The sequence below is a fragment of the Anaerosalibacter bizertensis genome, from assembly GCF_009696605.1.
Lineage (GTDB): Bacteria > Bacillota > Clostridia > Tissierellales > Sporanaerobacteraceae > Anaerosalibacter > Anaerosalibacter bizertensis.
Map to the genome: position 1 here is coordinate 153340 of NZ_VULR01000003.1, position 13549 is coordinate 166888.

The 13549-nt window shown below is 28.8% G+C and carries 15 protein-coding genes and 1 riboswitch; of the genes, 10 read left to right on the forward strand and 5 right to left on the reverse strand.

The annotated features are described in order from the left end of the window. Positions 1-15: 15 nt before the first annotated feature. Entirely contained in the window at positions 16-336 is a 321-nt protein-coding gene (locus FYJ27_RS03550) for a P-II family nitrogen regulator (protein WP_154483225.1), read from the forward strand. Positions 337-417: 81 nt separating this feature from the next. Here the strand turns inward: FYJ27_RS03550 and FYJ27_RS03555 are convergent, their stop codons facing one another. Next, positions 418-1482 carry a YeiH family protein gene (locus tag FYJ27_RS03555; protein ID WP_154483228.1) on the reverse strand — a complete coding sequence of 355 codons (1065 nt, stop codon included), beginning with the start codon at positions 1480-1482 and terminating at the stop codon, positions 418-420. 426 nt (positions 1483-1908) lie between these two features. On the opposite strand from FYJ27_RS03555, the gene FYJ27_RS03560 reads away from it, so the two are divergent. Beyond that, a complete protein-coding gene (locus FYJ27_RS03560; RefSeq protein ID WP_154483231.1) occupies positions 1909-2820 on the forward strand; it encodes a LysR substrate-binding domain-containing protein in 912 nt (303 codons plus the stop codon). Here the strand turns inward: FYJ27_RS03560 and FYJ27_RS03565 are convergent, their stop codons facing one another. After that, entirely contained in the window at positions 2821-3042 is a 222-nt protein-coding gene (locus FYJ27_RS03565) for a sulfurtransferase TusA family protein (protein ID WP_154483234.1), read from the reverse strand. A gap of 146 nt (positions 3043-3188) precedes the next feature. Between FYJ27_RS03565 and FYJ27_RS03570 the strand changes: the two genes are divergently transcribed. Together FYJ27_RS03570 and FYJ27_RS03575 are read left to right on the forward strand one after the other, a co-directional pair. Beyond that, complete coding sequence (locus FYJ27_RS03570) at positions 3189-4637, forward strand: MATE family efflux transporter (RefSeq protein ID WP_154483237.1); 1449 nt, start codon at positions 3189-3191, stop codon at positions 4635-4637. Positions 4638-4766: 129 nt separating this feature from the next. Next, complete coding sequence (locus FYJ27_RS03575) at positions 4767-5267, forward strand: ECF transporter S component (protein ID WP_154483240.1); 501 nt, start codon at positions 4767-4769, stop codon at positions 5265-5267. Positions 5268-5366: 99 nt separating this feature from the next. Here the strand turns inward: FYJ27_RS03575 and FYJ27_RS03580 are convergent, their stop codons facing one another. The 3 genes from FYJ27_RS03580 to FYJ27_RS03590 all read right to left on the reverse strand — a co-directional run bounded on the left by FYJ27_RS03580 (position 5367) and on the right by FYJ27_RS03590 (position 8573). Further along, the gene (locus FYJ27_RS03580) at positions 5367-6701 is read right to left on the reverse strand and encodes an alkaline phosphatase (RefSeq protein WP_154483243.1); all 1335 of its coding nucleotides are present in this window, start codon (positions 6699-6701) and stop codon (positions 5367-5369) included. Positions 6702-6775: 74 nt separating this feature from the next. Beyond that, a complete protein-coding gene (locus tag FYJ27_RS03585; protein WP_154483246.1) occupies positions 6776-8011 on the reverse strand; it encodes an aminopeptidase in 1236 nt (411 codons plus the stop codon). Positions 8012-8147: 136 nt separating this feature from the next. Continuing rightward, positions 8148-8573, reverse strand: coding sequence for an RrF2 family transcriptional regulator (locus tag FYJ27_RS03590; RefSeq protein WP_154483249.1), 426 nt, complete (start codon positions 8571-8573; stop codon positions 8148-8150). Between the two features lie 362 nt (positions 8574-8935). Then, positions 8936-9121: riboswitch (cobalamin riboswitch) on the forward strand. Positions 9122-9228: 107 nt separating this feature from the next. On the opposite strand from FYJ27_RS03590, the gene FYJ27_RS03595 reads away from it, so the two are divergent. Genes FYJ27_RS03595 through FYJ27_RS03620 form a run of 6 tightly spaced genes read left to right on the forward strand, consistent with a single transcriptional unit; the run spans position 9229 to position 13544 of the window. Further along, entirely contained in the window at positions 9229-9960 is a 732-nt protein-coding gene (locus FYJ27_RS03595) for an energy-coupling factor ABC transporter permease (protein WP_154483252.1), read from the forward strand. Beyond that, positions 9944-10237, forward strand: a complete 294-nt coding sequence (locus FYJ27_RS03600) for an energy-coupling factor ABC transporter substrate-binding protein (RefSeq protein WP_154483255.1) — start codon at positions 9944-9946, stop codon at positions 10235-10237. Before FYJ27_RS03595 ends, FYJ27_RS03600 begins: the two co-directional genes overlap by 17 nt. Next, the gene (cbiQ, locus tag FYJ27_RS03605; RefSeq protein ID WP_154483258.1) at positions 10221-10901 is read left to right on the forward strand and encodes a cobalt ECF transporter T component CbiQ; all 681 of its coding nucleotides are present in this window, start codon (positions 10221-10223) and stop codon (positions 10899-10901) included. The genes FYJ27_RS03600 and cbiQ overlap by 17 nt, the downstream gene beginning before the upstream one ends. Before the next feature lie 4 nt (positions 10902-10905). Beyond that, positions 10906-11727 (forward strand): energy-coupling factor ABC transporter ATP-binding protein, encoded by an 822-nt coding sequence (locus FYJ27_RS03610; RefSeq protein WP_154483261.1) that lies wholly within the window; start codon positions 10906-10908, stop codon positions 11725-11727. After that, positions 11702-12934, forward strand: a complete 1233-nt coding sequence (gene hemA / locus FYJ27_RS03615; protein WP_154483264.1) for a glutamyl-tRNA reductase — start codon at positions 11702-11704, stop codon at positions 12932-12934. Before FYJ27_RS03610 ends, hemA begins: the two co-directional genes overlap by 26 nt. Positions 12935-12944: 10 nt before the next feature. Further along, positions 12945-13544: a precorrin-2 dehydrogenase/sirohydrochlorin ferrochelatase family protein gene (locus FYJ27_RS03620; RefSeq protein ID WP_154483267.1), complete on the forward strand. Its 600-nt coding sequence runs from the start codon at positions 12945-12947 to the stop codon at positions 13542-13544. Positions 13545-13549: the final 5 nt, after the last annotated feature.

Genomic DNA, 13549 nt, shown 5'->3' on the forward strand with positions numbered 1-13549 from the left:
AAAGGAGTATATATTATGGAAGAAAAGATATGTATTATTGCGATAGTGGAAAGAGGCAAAGCAGATAAAATAGTGGATAAAGCAAAGGTGGCAGGAGCAAAAGGTGCTACAATTTTATATGGAAGAGGAACAGGAGAAAGTGAAATAAAAAAATTTTTAAATATACACATAGAAGCTTCAAAGGAAGTGATTCTTATAGTAAGTGAAGAATCAAAATATGAGAAGATATATGATACTATGGTAGAAGTAGGAAACCTTAAAAAGCCAGGGACAGGAATTATATTTACTATGCATATATCTAATTTATTGGGATTGCGCCATAGGAAAGAATTTTAACTTAATAATATTTTATGTGGTTAATTATATAAAGATAGAAAAATAAAAGATGTGAAAAATCACATCTTTTATTTTAAATATTTATTTAGGCATTATCAAGAATATATAAGTCATTGATGATATACAAAGACCAAGCCAAGTACATCCACCTAGCATTATAGGTTTTATACCTTTTGTAAATAAATCTTTAAAATTAATCTTAAATCCTACACCAGCAAGGGCTGTTGTTACTAAAAATTTAGATAATTTTTTAATAAAAGGAGCAGTACTTTCAGGAAATACTCCTATTGTATTTAGAAGAGCCATTATTATAAAGATTAATATAAACCATGGAAATACTCTAAGTACTACTTTACCTACCGATTCATTACTTTCATGATTTATTGATGATGAACCGTTATTTCCTTGAGCAACTAAACTTTTTCTTTTCTTATTAATAGTAACAAAAGTAAAAATTATAGCTAAAACAACCAACATAGTTGTACGTGTTAATTTTACTATTACAGCTAAGTTACCTCCAGTTAATCCACTGGTTGACATTGATAAATCACCTAATAATTTATCAAAAGTATCGGCTGCAGCTACTACACTAGATGTATCATTTATAGCCGTTCCTGCTAATACACCAAATTGTTCTGGAGATAAAGCTAATGCTCTTCCTAAATAAGGGAAACCTAGAGCAGCTATAATATCAAATAAAAATATTGCTGTAAGCGCATAAGCCATTTCTTCTTCTTTTGCTTCTATTATAGATGCTAGAGTAGCTATGGCAGTACCACCACATATAGAAGTTCCTCCTCCTACTAGGGTTCTTGTATTCTTGCTTACTCCTAGTTTTCCACCTATTAAGTAAGCGATTCCAAGAGCAAGAGCTATGTTAAATATTATAAGAGGTAGTGCACTAGCTCCAAATCCTACAATTTCCTTAAAACTTAAAGTTGCTCCCGTAACTATAATTCCTAGGTTTAAAAATTTCTTAGCGGCGAAAGTTGTTCCATTTTTAAAATCGCCTTCTGGTGGTTTAATATTGGCCACTAACATTCCAATAAAAAGGCCAATCATAGGACCGCCAATTATACGTTGTAGTCCTCCTAAGTAAGTTGCTAAAAAAGCTATAATTACACATACTCCTATACCTAATAACATATATAAGTTCGCCTCCCTTTTATAATAATAAATAAGAAATTATAAAATATTAAATTCTTCTAAACTATAAAGAGCTCTAAATTAAAAGAAAATTTAAGAAATTTAAAATAAAAACATGGATTTAAGAATTTTTATGTATTGATTTATATTATTGTATTTAGTGAGAAGTGGACAGTTTAGTATAGAAAAAATTTCTAGTATTTAAAATGTTTTTGGTATCTAATTATAGTTTAGAGTTTTAAAGTTATCCTATTGACAATAACTTGTTAAAATAGTAACATTTGATTATATAGTAAGTACTTAATTACAATTATACACAAAGTAGACAAGTATTAGTGATGAATTCTACTTATAGTACATAAGAATAATTAATATCAAATACTTATAGCTATATATTATTGGAAAACGTTTCGAAAGGGGGATACTGTGAATATATATAATTTAATGTCTTTTATCGAGATAATAGAAGAAAATAGCATATCAAAGGCTGCAAAAAAGCTACATCTTACTCAATCTGCACTAAGCCAACAATTAAAATCTATAGAAAAAGCTTTAGATTGTAGACTTCTAGATAGGAGTAATAAGGGGGTCGTGCCAACAGAGGAAGGGGAGATTGTATTTAAGTATGCAGAAATATTCTCAAGCCTATATAATAATATGATTGAGGAAATAGAAGAGTGTCATAATGATAAAATAAAAGAAATAAGGATTGCTTCATCTGGTAGTGTAAGTGAGTATCTAATACCTTGTACACTTTATACTTATAAAGAAAAAAACAAGACTATAAGATTTTCTACCAAAAGCGATTATACAAAAAATGTAGTGGATTTAATATTAAGTCGTAGTGCAGATGTAGGTTTTGTAACTGTTCCTATATATAAGAAAGGCATAGAATGTATAAGACTTTGTAAAAGTGATTTAGTATTTATATATTCACCTAAAAATAAAGATATATTGGATACAAATGAAAGTATAAGCCTTAAAGAAATAGCTTCTCTTCCTTTTGTAATTGGTCCAGAAGAAAGTGGTATAAGAAAAACTATAGAAAATATGTTCAACGAAAATTCTATTTCCTTTAATGATTTAAATGTGCATATGGAATTAGGTAGTGTAGAATCCATAAAGACATCAGTTATAGAAAATCATGGTGTATCTATTGTTCCTTATATATCTGTTAAAAAAGAATTGTATACAGAGACTTTAAAAAGTAAATTTATAAAAGAAGTGGATGTAGAATGTCATATATGTATGATATACCAAAAGGAACAGCTACAAGAAGAACATATAAAGAAATTCATTAATTATATGAAGAAGTTTGGTAGAGATACTTTTTGTTAGTTATAGTTTTTTTATAGTTATCTTCCAAATTCCTGGCATTTCTTCTTCATCCTCTATTATACATTTTTCATCTTTAAAAGCAGATCTTATATTAGATGTAGCACAACTAAGGTCTGTTATTATAGTAAATTTCTCCCCATTTTTTATTTTTTTATATTCCTGTTCAGCTTTAAGTAAAGGTATTGGACAAAAATCACCAAGACAGTCGATTTTTTTACTCATTTTATTACCTCCAATTTTGTTATTTAATATGATTATACTATAAAAAGTTTAATGTTTCATATTGTATATTCAAAAATGAAAAGAAGATGAATTAATGTTATGATATAGATATAGTATAAATCTTATAAAATACATGGCAAGAGATAATGGAGGTTTTTATAAATGGGGTAGATCATAATATATTTGAAAAAGAAAATGTAGGAAAACTTTTAATGAAGTTCTCAATTCCAGCTATAGTATCTTTACTTGTAGCAGAATTATATAATATGGTAGATACAGTATTTGTAGGAAGGGTTATAGGAGGCAATGCTATAGGAGCATTAGTAGTAGTATTTCCTATTCAGAGAATTATAGTTGCTATTAGCATGATGATAGCTATAGGATCTTCTACAGCTATTGCAAGAAATAATGGGAAAAAAGATAATGAAGGCATTAAGGCAGTTATAAAAAATGCACTAAGTCTTATATTTTTAACTATGATTCCTATGACTATTTTGATTTTTATATTTAGAGATAATGTTTTGAATATGCTGGGTACTAGTAAGCAAATATTGCCTTATGCTCATGATTATCTGTCTATAATAATATTTGGCAGTATATTTCAATGTTTAACTATTTCTATAGGCTATATTATGATGTCTTTAGGAGATAGAAAGACTGCATTGAAAAGTACTATTACAGGTGCAGTAACCAATACTATTGTAGATTATTTTTTAGTAGTTAAACTGTCCTATGGTGTTAAAGGTGCAGCTTTTGCTACTATATTTTCTCAATTTATATCATTTATATATGCTTATTTACATTTTAGAGATATAAAAAAAGAATATAAATTAAAGTTTGGATTTGAAATCAAGGGTTATATTTTAATTTCTATAATTACTGTAGGTTTTTCGGCTTTTATTGTAGAAGCCGAAGACGGGATACTTCTTGCAGTGCTAAATAATTTACTTTTAAATCATGTAGGAGATATTGGAGTTATAATACTTGGCGTAATATCTAAGCTTTCTATGTTCATGTTTATAACTATGCTTGGAATAAGTTCAGCTATGCAACCTATAGCAGCCTATAACTTAGGAGCAAAAAACTATAGAAAGCTAAAGGAAGTAGTTAAAAAAACGGTTATTTTTGCTTTGATGACTTCAGCTATTCTTTGGATAATTGGTTTATTATTTGCAGAACAACTTATATCTGTATTTGTTAAAGAAAGAGAGATTATAGTTGAAGCAGCCAAAGCTTTTAGAATAATGATAGCAGTATTTCCTATGATAAGTATATACTATGTATCAATTTATTATTTCCAAGCATTAGGTAAAGCGAGAACTTCATTTATCGTATCTATATTTAGACAAATTATCATACTTCTTCCAGTATCAATATTGTTAATAAAGATATTAGATTTAGGAGCAATAGGAGCCTGGGTATCTTATCCTATATCTGATTTTACAGCAAGTGTTACATCGATTATATTGATGAAAATAGAATCTGAAAAATTAGATGTTAATATTGAAAAATCTAAATCAAAGAAGATTAAAGAGAAAGATTATAAAGTAAATGAACATAAAAGTAAAAAAATTCAAGATGATTTGATTCAATAAAAAGCTGTCTTTTTAGACGGTTTTTTATTTTATATTGAAAAAGTGTTTTAAAAGTATTATTATATATATAAGTACAATTTTAATATATCACATAGTGTACCCATACATATGTGAAAGGAGTTGACATATATGAAAAATCAAAATTTGAAAGAAATGACTAGATATGCTGTTATGATTGCTCTTACCACTGTAATGACTATGGTTGTGCACATACCAACTCCAGGTACAAAAGGATATCTAAATTTGGGAGATATGGTTGTGTTTTTAGCTGCAGTTATGTTTGGTAAAAAAGGTGGATTTATAGTAGGAGGTTTAGGATCTGGATTAGCCGATGTATTACTTGGATATACTCATTATGCTCCTATTACTTTTATTGTTAAAGGACTTGAAGGATTTATAGCAGGTAGTTTATTAGAAACTAATTTAGGAGAAAAGGCTCAAATTATTCCTATGGCATTAGGAGGAGTTTGGATGGCTTTTGGCTATTATATAGCAGAAATATTTATGTATGGAGCTAAAGCAGCATTAGCATCTATGCCGGGAAATATAGTACAAGGATTGTTTGGGGCTGTAGTAGCTACAGCATTAAGCATGGCCTTAAAAAAGACAGGAATATTCGATATACATTAATAAAAAATCACAGGGAATTTAATCTGATTAAATTCCCTGTGATTTTTTATTTGTAAGCTATTATTTTATATACAATGTAATTTATAAAAAGGAAATGAATCACTTTAATTTCATGGATTTTACAGCTAATTTATTTATATCTGTATTATCTAAGTGTTTTGAAAATAAATTAGCATTTGGACCATAGGCTTTGACAGGTACATCAACCCCTGTGTGAGCAGTGGTAGTCCAACCTGTATTTGATCTTGTATTTATTGTATTAACAAGAGCTCTTGAAAGATTATCTTTATTATTTTTTTTCAATGCAAGAACTATATCTAACTCTTCCTTTTTAGTTAAATTATTTATACCTAACTCTTCTCTAATTATTGTTTTATAATTGGATGTTGTAAGTATATCTAATAAATATTCAACTGATTTGTTTTGTTTTTTTAATATTTCAGGATGGTATTCATATTTGCCATTAGCACCAATAGAAATACCTCCAGTTTCATGATCTGCTGTGACTATTACAAGAGTTTGTTTATCTTTCTTAGCAAATTCATAGGCAACTTTCACAGCTTCATCGAAATCCAATACTTCATTGGTCATGGTAGCTGGATCATTATTATGAGCAGCATGGTCTATTCTTCCACCTTCAACCATTAGGAAAAAGCCTCTATTATTCTTACTCAATATATTTATAGCTTTGTCTGTCATTTCGCTAAGGCTTGGTTCTACTGTAAGATTCCTATCTAATGTATAACTTATGTGGGAATTATTAAATAAACCCAAAATTTTTTCATCATTTACTTTCTTTAGATTTTCCCTTGTATCTACATATTTATAACCTTTGCCCTTTGCTTCTTCTATAAGATTTCTCCCATCTTCTCTTTTACCATTATTATTTTTATCGAGGAAATTAGCTTTTCCTCCTCCTAAAATTACGTCTACTCCATGTTCAATAATATCTTCTGCTATTTCATTTTCATTATCTCTATGAATATTATGGGAAGCAAAGCAAGCCGGTGTTGCATGGGTTACTCTAGTAGTAGTTACGATTCCTGTTGATTTCTTGTTTTTTTGAGCTTTTTCAAGTATTGTCTCAATAGGTTTTTGATTTAAGTCTACGCTTATGGCACCATCATAGGTTTTTACTCCAGTAGCCAAGGCTGTACCTGCTGCGGCAGAGTCAGTCACCCATTTATTTTTAGGATCTGCTGAATAAGTGGAAGCTATGCCTGTATAGTCAAATTCGTCCATATAGAGCTTATTATTTTTATAAATTCTTCCTAAATTAACTTGTTCAGTGCCCATTCCATCTCCAATAAGTAATATTACATTTTTAACTTTACTCGTTTGAGCAAAAGATGGTATATAAGAAGCTAAAATTAAAGATAAAACTAATAATGAGGTTAAAAATAAACTTAATTTTTTATTCTTAAAAATTTTCATAAAAAACCTCCCTTGAGTATAGTTTTAGTTTAATCATATGGGAGGTTTATCAAAAATATGTTAAATTAAAAAAATTAAAATGCCCAATTTCCATCTTTAAATATCTGGAGCTTTTCCCCTTCATCAGTTTCTCCAACTATATCTAAATCTTTTGAACCTATCATGAAATCCACATGAACAAGGGAAGAATTCACTCCATGAGCTTCTTTTTCTTTTTCATTCATTTTACTTCCACCTTCAATACAAGTAGGATATGCCATGCCAAAAGCTAAATGGCAAGAAGCATTTTCATCAAATAATGTATTGTAAAATAGTATATTAGAATTGGATATAGGTGAATCATATGGAACTAGTGCTACTTCTCCTAGGTATCTTGCTCCTTCATCAGTATCTAAAAGGTTTTTAAGAGTTTCATAACCTTTTTCTGCTTCAAAATCTACAACTTTTCCATCTTTAAAAGTAAGTTTGAAATTATCTATTAAATTCCCACTATAATTCAATGGTTTAGTACTCACAACTGTTCCATTGATACCAGTTTTTTTAGGTAGAGTAAATACTTCTTCAGTAGGCATATTCGCTACAAAGAATACATCCTTTGTATTATAATCTCCACCACCTGACCATATATGTCCTTTAGGTAGCTCAATTATTAAATCAGTACCGTTTGAAGAAGTGTAGTGTAGATTTTTAAATTCCTTTTCATTTAGGAATTCTAATTTTTCATCTAGATTATTCAAATGTTCATTCCATGCTTCTATAGGATCTTCTTTGTCTATTCTTACAGTTTTAAAAATAGCTTCCCAAAGTTTTTCTACGGCTTCCTCTTTAGGTATATCAGGAAATACCTTCATTGCCCAATCACTTGTAGGTATTGAGATTACACACCAAGATACATGATTGTTCATAGTATATTCTCTAAATTTTTCCATAGCTTTAGAGCTAGATTTATTATTTGCAGCAACCTTTTTAGGATCTACACCTTTTAAAAGTTCAGGATTTGATGCTGATATTGAAAGAAAACCTGCTCCATCTTCCGCAAATTGTTCAAATCCATCGGCTTTCCATTTTGGAAAGTTTTCAAATACCTCTATAGGTGCATGGTCATATTTCATTCTAGTTAAATCCTCGTTATGCCATTCTACATGAACTTCTTTTGCACCTTCTTCGTAGGCATATTTTGCAACAAGTTTTACAAAGTCTGAACATTCTATAGGAGAGTTTATTACTAGAGTTTGTCCTTTTTGAATATTTATTCCTGTCTTTACTGCAAGTTGGGCATACTCTTCTAACATTTGTTCAAAATTTTTCATACAAATCACCCCGTATATTTGTTGTTTATTATAGTGTATATTAAAAAAAGAAAATTGTAAATATTTACTACTTAAAATTGGGGAATTGTAAAAGATTAACTAATTCAATATATTATATACAAAAAAAGATAAGGGTTTATCCCCTATCTAAATAGTAACCATTAGCGATATCTTTGAAATTTATAGAAGCAAGCTTATTTATTAGTGTTTCTTGTACACTATACAGTGCGTTATGGATTAAACATTTTTTCGGCCCTTCATTATTGCACTGTTCAGGATCTAATAGACATCTATTTAAATGGATAGGTCCTTCGATAGCTTCTATAACATCTTTTAAGGAAATATCTTTAGGCTCCCTTTTAAGAGCATATCCACCATTTACTCCCATAAACGATTCTACTATATCTGCTTTTTTAAGCTTTTGTAATAGTTTTAGGAGAAATCTTAGGGGGATATTTTGATCTTCAGCTACAATATTGGCACTAACCTTAGTACCAGGGTTTAAACTTGAAAAATAAAGTACTACTCTTAAAGCATAATCCGACTCTTGTGTTATTCTCATAATAAGCTCCTTTTTCCAAAAATATATACTAAACTAGTCGTCTTTACTATATTATAACAGAGAAATCTTGTCAATATACTTTGATAAATAAGTATCATAAAAATAATTATAAATAAAATATCTAATCAATATATGACATTATAATTAGTTTTAATTTGTATAAATAATATATTAATATGATATAAATGAGATATATTATAGTATATATATTTATTTTTGAACAAAAAGTTACTTTTTAAAAGAAAACAGATAAAAACAACTATAAAGAACAATATAAATTGTTAAAAACATGCCAATACAAAATTTATAATTAAATTTTTATAGAATTATTTATATATATATGATATTATAAAAATGAAAACTGCATAGAAAAAGTTTTAGGTTCATTATGATTAAAAGGGAAATTGGTGAAAATCCAATGCAACCCCCGTTACTGTAAGTGGGTACGAAATCAACAATATGCCACTAAATATTTTAAATATTTTGGGAAGGCGTTGAAAGTAGAATGATCCATAAGTCAGGAGACCTGCCTATTATTTTTCAAGTAAACCTTCGGTGGGAAGAGGTTACTTATTATTTATAGTCAAAATAATTTGTAAAAAAAATCCAGCCGAAAAGGCTGGATTTTTTAATATTTTATGTGAGGTGATATTTTATGAGAGAAAAGAAAAAAGCTTTTATTTTTGTATTATTATTATTATGCATTACTCCTAGTATTTCTAATGCAATGCATATTATGGAAGGATTTTTACCAGTTAAATGGGCTATATTTTGGGCAATTATAACTCTACCATTTTTAGTAGTAGGAATTAAAAGAGTGAATAAGATATTTACAGAGGAGACCAATAAGAAAGTATTGTTAGGTTTGGCAGGAGGATTTGTGTTTGTATTATCAGCATTGAAAATTCCTTCTGTTACAGGTAGCTGTTCCCACCCAACAGGAGTAGGTTTAGGTGCTATATTATTTGGACCAACCACTATGACTGTAGTTGGAATAATAGTACTATTATTCCAAGCATTATTACTTGCTCATGGAGGACTTACTACTTTAGGGGCAAATACTTTTTCTATGGCAGTTATAGGACCTTTAGTATCCTATGGATTATTTAAATTTTTCAAAAAAAGAGGAGCTAAAACATCAGTAGCTGTATTTATAGCAGCTTGTTTAGGAGATTTAGCAACATATGTTGTAACATCTATTCAATTATCTCTAGCTTTTCCAGATCCAGTAGCAGGATTTGCAGGTTCTATGGCTAAATTTTTAAGTGTATTTGCAGTAACACAAATACCTCTTGCTATTGTAGAAGGTATTTTAACAAGTATTGTGTATAATTTATTAATTGACTATGATAGGGAAGGAGTGTTAGGCAATGAAATCATCAAGTAAAAAGAATATATTACTCCTTATATTAGCATTGATAATTGTTATAACTCCTTTAATATTTAAGGGAGGTTCAGAGTTTGCAGGGGCAGATGATCAAGCAGAAGGTGTTATAGAAGAAATAAATCCAGATTATGAACCTTGGTTTGAAAGTCTTTGGGAACCACCAAGTGGAGAAATTGAAAGTTTGTTGTTCTCTGTTCAAGTAGCAATTGGAGCAGGAGTTATTGGATATATATTAGGAAATATGAAAGGGAAGAAACAAGTTGCTTCTGATAGATAGATATGCATATACTAATAAATTAAAAGATTTCAATCCTATGGCAAAGTTTATATTTGCCATAGGTGCTCTTTTTGTAGCCGTAGGCTTCAATAACTTATATATTAATTTTGTAATTTTCCTAATGATGGTATTCTTAACAACTATAGTTGCTGGAATACCCAGTAAAAATTATTTCAAAATCTATTTAGTACCATTTTTATTTCTTTTTATAAGTATTTTAACTATAATAATAAGTAGAGCTAATGAAGATATATTTTTATGGTCATTTAAAATAGGAAAAAGCTATTTTGGAATAAAAGAAGAATCTTTAACTAGTTCTATTGTTTTAATCTTTAGAGTTTTGGCTTGTCTTTCTTCTACTTTTTTTATAGCTTTAACTACACCTATAAACCATCTGATTAAAATATTTAAGAAGTTAAAACTTCCACCTACAATTATTGAACTTATCATTTTAATATATCGATTTATATTTGTGTTTTTAGAAGAAAGCAAAGAAATCAGCTTTGCTCAGGAGATGAGGTTTGGATACATTGGTATAAAAAATACCTATAGATCTATTGGACTTCTTATGAAATGTCTATTTATAAGGGTTTTATTAAAGTATGAGGATATGATAAACTCTTTAGATGCTAAACTATATAATGGAGATTTTAAAATAGGGTGATAAAATGTTAGAAGTAAAAAACTTAACTTATTCATATGAGGATGGAACAAAAGCTTTAGAAAATGTCAATATAGATTTAAAAAAAGGTAAAAAAATAGGTATAATAGGAGCCAATGGTTCTGGTAAATCCACCCTATTTCTTAATATGGTAGGGATTTTAAAACCTAAAAGAGGAAATATACTATTTAATGGAGAACATATAAAATATAGTAAGAAATATTTGAGGGAATATAGGAAAAAAGTAAATATAGTTTTCCAAGATCCTGATAAACAAATATTTTATTCTAATGTATATGATGATATAGCTTTTGCACTAAGAAATATAGGATATGATGAAGAAGAAATAAAAAGTAGGGTAAATAAAGTTTTAAAAAGGGTAGGAGCTTATGATTTTAAGGATAAACCAGTCCATTTTTTAAGCTATGGTCAAAAAAAGAGGGTTGCTATAGCAGGCATATTAGTTATGGATGGTGATGTAATATTATTTGATGAGCCAACAAGCGGATTAGATCCATTAATGACAAGAGAAATTGTAAATATAATAGAAGATATTAGCAAAGATAAGAACATAATAATATCTAGCCATGATATGAATTTAATATATGAAATTTGTGATTATATCTATGTTCTTGAAAAAGGAAAGGTTATAAAAGAAGGATTAGTAAATGAGGTATTTACAGAGAAAGAAATTTTAGAAAGAGCAGGCTTGGAAGAACCGTGGCTTGTTAAAATAAACAAAAGATTAGGCTTACCACTTTTTAAAGATGAAGAAGAATTTTTTAGCTATTGGAGGGAGAAATATGGATCTGGCATTGATTGGAGTTAATCACAATATATCTCCTATTGAAGTAAGAGAAAAGGTTTCTTTTACTGAGTCTATGAAAATAGATGGATGTAATGGACTTTTAGATAAATATATTGATGAGGTAGTAATTCTGTCTACCTGTAATAGGAGTGAAATATATATAGCCAGTAACAACATAGAAACTTCTATTGAAGAAGTAAAATCTTTTTATAGAGATTTTTTTAATTTTCCTCAAATAGAAGAATATTTATTCATTAAAAAAGGCAAAGAAGTTGTAACTCATCTGTATATGGTTACATCTGGATTAGATTCATTAGTTTTAGGAGAAGATCAAATATTAGGACAAGTAAAAGAAGCAATGATATTTTCTATGGAGTTAGGGTTTAGTGGAAAAGTTTTGAATAGGCTATTTATGGAAGCTATAGGAGAAGGAAAAAAAATAAGGACAAATGTAAGAATATCTGAGATTCCATTATCAACAAGTTATATTGGAATCAAACTTTTAAGAAAAGAAATGGGATGTCTTGAGGGTAAAAAAGCCCTTGTAATTGGAGCAGGAAAGATAAGTAGACTTTCATTAAAATATTTATGTGAAGAAGGATTAGATAAGATATATCTTACCAACAGAACTCATGTAAGAGTGAAGGATATATTTAAAGAATTTCCTTGTTTGATACCAGTAGAATATGATGAACGGTATAGTTTGTTAAATAATATAGATATAGTTATAAGTGCCACAGCGGCACCTCATACAATAATTTCTTATGAGGACATGCCTAAGATTGAAAAAGAGCTATATATATTAGATTTAGCCCTTCCTAGAGATGTAGATTCTAAGGTTAAAGATATTGAAAATGTAGTTTTATATTATATCGATGATCTTAGAAAGGTATCTGAAGGCAATCAACAAAAAAGGGAAAAGCTATCAAAGGAAGCTATGGACATAATAGAAAAAGATGTGAACGAATTTTTGGAATGGATGGGAAGTATAAGGGTAGACCCAGTTTTGAAATCACTAAATGAAAGATGTTCAGATATAAAATCTGATACAATGGAGTATATAAATAGGAAGTTAGATTTAGATCAAAGAGAGAAAAAGATTATAGATAAAATGCTTAGCTCAGCACTTAAGAGGGTTGTACGAGAGCCTATAAAGAATTTAAAAGCTTTAGAAGAAGAAAATATGGATAACTATATTGAAATGTTAAATAATTTATTTGAATTTTAGGAGTGTAAATATGTTCTATCCCATAATGTTAGATATTGAAGATAAAAAAATTGTAGTTATAGGTGGCGGAAATGTTGGATATAGGAAAGCCAAAAATTTTCTAGAATTTGAAGGAAAGGTAATAGTAATAAGTTCACATTTTTCCGATAAATTCTGTGAATTAAAAGACAAATACGGAAAAAACATTATTTTAATTGAAGATAATTATAAAAAGGAGTACATCAGCAATGGATTTTTAGTAGTAGCAGCTACTTCTTCAGAGCATATAAATAGACAAATTGCCATAGATTGTAATGATGAAGGTATACTGTGCAATATAGTAGATAGTTTAGAGAGTTCAGAATTTATATGTCCTTCATTTATAAATAAAGGAGATCTTGTGCTATCTATATCTACTATGGGAAAATGTCCTTTTTTAAGTAAAAGGATAAGATTGGATTTAGAGAAGAAGTATTCAAATATAAATAGTGAATATATAAATCTATTAGGAGAAATACGAAATATTATTATTTCAGATTATAGCTATAAAAAGGAAGAGCTTTTAGATCGTTGTTTAAAGCTTGGCAACGAAGAACTAGAAGATTTCTATAAACAGCTTAAGGGGGAATAAAAGGT

Excerpts from the sequence above, each read along its gene's own strand:
- FYJ27_RS03550 (WP_154483225.1), top strand. The coding sequence starts at position 16 with ATGGAAGAAAAGATATGTATTATTGCGATAGTGGAAAGAGGCAAAGCA.
- FYJ27_RS03555 (WP_154483228.1), bottom strand. The coding sequence starts at position 1,482 with ATGTTATTAGGTATAGGAGTATGTGTAATTATAGCTTTTTTAGCAACT.
- FYJ27_RS03565 (WP_154483234.1), bottom strand. The coding sequence starts at position 3,042 with ATGAGTAAAAAAATCGACTGTCTTGGTGATTTTTGTCCAATACCTTTA.
- FYJ27_RS03570 (WP_154483237.1), top strand. The coding sequence starts at position 3,189 with ATGGAGGTTTTTATAAATGGGGTAGATCATAATATATTTGAAAAAGAA.
- FYJ27_RS03575 (WP_154483240.1), top strand. The coding sequence starts at position 4,767 with ATGAAAAATCAAAATTTGAAAGAAATGACTAGATATGCTGTTATGATT.
- FYJ27_RS03580 (WP_154483243.1), bottom strand. The coding sequence starts at position 6,701 with ATGAAAATTTTTAAGAATAAAAAATTAAGTTTATTTTTAACCTCATTA.
- FYJ27_RS03585 (WP_154483246.1), bottom strand. The coding sequence starts at position 8,011 with ATGAAAAATTTTGAACAAATGTTAGAAGAGTATGCCCAACTTGCAGTA.
- FYJ27_RS03590 (WP_154483249.1), bottom strand. The coding sequence starts at position 8,573 with ATGAGAATAACACAAGAGTCGGATTATGCTTTAAGAGTAGTACTTTAT.
- FYJ27_RS03595 (WP_154483252.1), top strand. The coding sequence starts at position 9,229 with ATGAGAGAAAAGAAAAAAGCTTTTATTTTTGTATTATTATTATTATGC.
- FYJ27_RS03600 (WP_154483255.1), top strand. The coding sequence starts at position 9,944 with ATGAAATCATCAAGTAAAAAGAATATATTACTCCTTATATTAGCATTG.
- FYJ27_RS03610 (WP_154483261.1), top strand. The coding sequence starts at position 10,906 with ATGTTAGAAGTAAAAAACTTAACTTATTCATATGAGGATGGAACAAAA.
- hemA (WP_154483264.1), top strand. The coding sequence starts at position 11,702 with ATGGATCTGGCATTGATTGGAGTTAATCACAATATATCTCCTATTGAA.
- FYJ27_RS03620 (WP_154483267.1), top strand. The coding sequence starts at position 12,945 with ATGTTCTATCCCATAATGTTAGATATTGAAGATAAAAAAATTGTAGTT.